This window comes from Stenotrophomonas sp. MYb238 (assembly GCF_009496535.1).
Taxonomy (GTDB): Bacteria; Pseudomonadota; Gammaproteobacteria; order Xanthomonadales; family Xanthomonadaceae; genus Stenotrophomonas.
Genome location: NZ_WIDL01000053.1, coordinates 1 through 2,387 on the forward strand (window position 1 = coordinate 1; position 2,387 = coordinate 2,387).

The 2,387-nt window shown below is 69.2% G+C and carries 3 protein-coding genes; all 3 read left to right on the forward strand.

Annotation, left to right across the window (positions count from 1 at the left end; genetic code table 11):
- Nucleotides 1-321 precede the first annotated feature (321 nt).
- A complete protein-coding gene (locus CQ393_RS17945) occupies nt 322-885 on the forward strand; it encodes a sigma-70 family RNA polymerase sigma factor (RefSeq protein WP_153193683.1) in 564 nt (187 codons plus the stop codon).
- Nucleotides 882-1,934 carry a FecR domain-containing protein gene (locus CQ393_RS17950; protein ID WP_153193685.1) on the forward strand — a complete coding sequence of 351 codons (1,053 nt, stop codon included), beginning with the start codon at nt 882-884 and terminating at the stop codon, nt 1,932-1,934. The genes CQ393_RS17945 and CQ393_RS17950 overlap by 4 nt, the downstream gene beginning before the upstream one ends.
- 63 nt (nt 1,935-1,997) lie before the next feature.
- On the forward strand, nt 1,998-2,387 hold a 390-nt coding region (locus CQ393_RS17955; RefSeq protein ID WP_194269718.1), incomplete at its 3' end, for an STN domain-containing protein.

Consider the following 2,387-nt stretch of genomic DNA (forward strand, 5'->3'; position numbering starts at 1 on the left):
CTTCACCGCTCCCAGGTTGGTCGCTTCGCCCTGCCGGGGCGAGGTATCGGGCTCGTCGGCGATCGCCGGGACGGCGATCAGCGTGGCCAGGCACAGCACGATGCCCTGGCTCAGGCGGTTGCGGTGGGAAGGTGTCCTGCCTCTGCGCGGAAGGGAATTCACGGTTGCGGTCCTCGGTTTCGTCATCGGGATGGCACAGGACGGTCATTGCCCTGTAACTTCCTCTACGAACGAGCAGGCGCTTCCGGAAATGTTTCCCTTGCAATCTTCCCGCGTTGCGGGGGCATTTCAGTTTTGCCCTCCTGCTTCGTATAAGCAGATATGGACGGCCGTAAACATTCCCTCATGGGCGAACCACACGACTCCCGCGCCGAAACGCCGCCGGCCGGGGCCGAAGCACTCGTGCGCAGTTTCAACCAGGCGTTGATACGTTCGCTGCAGCAGCGGCTGGGCTCGTACGAGGATGCCCGCGACGTCGCCCAGGAAGCCTATGCGCGGCTGCTCAACCTCGGGCAGGAGCAGACGGCCAGCTACCACCGCGCGCTGTTGTTCAAGATCGCGCAGAACTTGGCCACCGACATGCTGCGGCGCCGGGCGTATACCGAACTGCCGGAGCCGGACGACCTGGGGCTGTGGCCGGATCCGGCATCGGATCCGGAACGTTCCCTGCGCGCGACGCGGATACTGGAGCAGCTGCCGGCGTTGCTGGCGGAACTGCCGCCCAATTGCGCCGAAGCCTTCCGCCTGGTGCGTTTCAGGCAATACAGTTTCAGGGAGGCGGCCGAACGCCTCGGGGTCACCGAGCGCATGGTGAGGATCTACCTGGCCAAGGCATTGGCCCTGTGCCAGTCGAGGCTGGACGGGATCGGGGAGGAAGGACGATGAACAACCAGGATGGGCTTTCCCGCCAGCGCATCGTCGAGCAGGCCGCCGACTGGGTCGTGCGGCTGCAGGACGAGGATCTTTCCTACGAACAGATCGAGCAGTGGAACCAGTGGATGGAAGCATCCGCCGAGCATGCGCGCGCCTTCGACGATGTCAGCCTGATGTGGCAGGCCGCCGCCAGGCTGCCGGAAGACCTGCTGCCGCCATCGCGGCTGCCGCGTGGCGAGGGCGCGCCCGCCGCGCCGGAGCGCGCCTGGTCGCCCACCGTGCAGCCTGCGCGGCGCCGGCGATGGATGCGCTGGGCCGCCGCGGCCGCGGTTGCCTGCGTGGGCATCGTGCTGGGCGCGATGCATGTGCTCGACCGCGGGAGCGTCGCCGCCGATGCGGTGCAGGTGTACGCCACCGCCAGGGGCGAACTGGGGCATTACGTGCTGGAGGATCGCTCGCAGGTCGACCTGGGGCCGGGGAGCCAGCTGCGCGTGCAGATCGGCCCGGCGCGGCGGCAGCTCGAACTGGTCGCCGGGCAGGCCTATTTTTCCGTCGCCAGGGATGCCGCGCGTCCCTTCGAGGTCCGCGCCGGCGGGCTGATCGCGCAGGCCCTGGGAACGCGCTTCGCGGTCGAGCAGCGCGCGTCGGGCGTCGCCGTCACGGTGACCGAGGGGCATGTGCAGGTCAACGATGTATCCCTCGACATGGACGGACGCAAGACGGTGCAGCTCGTCGCCGGGCAGCAGACCGCGCTGGGCGCCGGAGGCGGCCTGAGCGCGCCGCATGCGGTCGATGCGCATGACGCCCTGGCCTGGATGGACGGCAACGTGGTGTACGCCGGCGAGCCGCTGGGCAACGTCATCGCCGACCTGAACCGCTACTCGGACCGGCCGGTGACCCTGGGCGACGGGGCATTGGCGGGGCGTCCGGTGACGGGGCGCTGGTCGACCCGCGATGTCGATGCCTGGCTGGAGGGCATGGCCAGGACCTTCTCGCTGGACGTCGTGCGGTCCGCCGACGGCATCGTGCTGGAACCGCGCGCGGACGAGGTGGAACGATGACGCGGCATCCGCACCGGGAGTAGGAGGCACGGCATCGGCCGCTGGACCGGACAACGCAGGACGGTGATCGCATGGCGCCGGAGGTTTCTGGCGTCGCTGGGCCTGTGCGGCTGCGGAATGGCGCTTGCCGCGCCGGGGGAACTGCCGGGGGCGGTGGAGTTCGATATCGAGGGACGGACGCTGGACGCGGCCCTGATCGATTTTTCCAGGCAAGCGCGGATGCAGGTGTTCTCCAGCTGCGTGGGACGGCAGCGGGTTCCGGCGGTCCGCGGATACCTGGCGCCGCGGCAGGCGCTGGAACGGCTGCTGGCAGGCTCCGGATGCGGTTACAGCCTGCTCGGCACCGACGCGGTCAGCATCCAGCCGCAGCCGGCCTTGTCGGGAGCGGCCATTGCTCCGGCGATGCAGCGGACCGCCGACATGCCGACGGTGCTGAGCATGGTCGGCATGCGC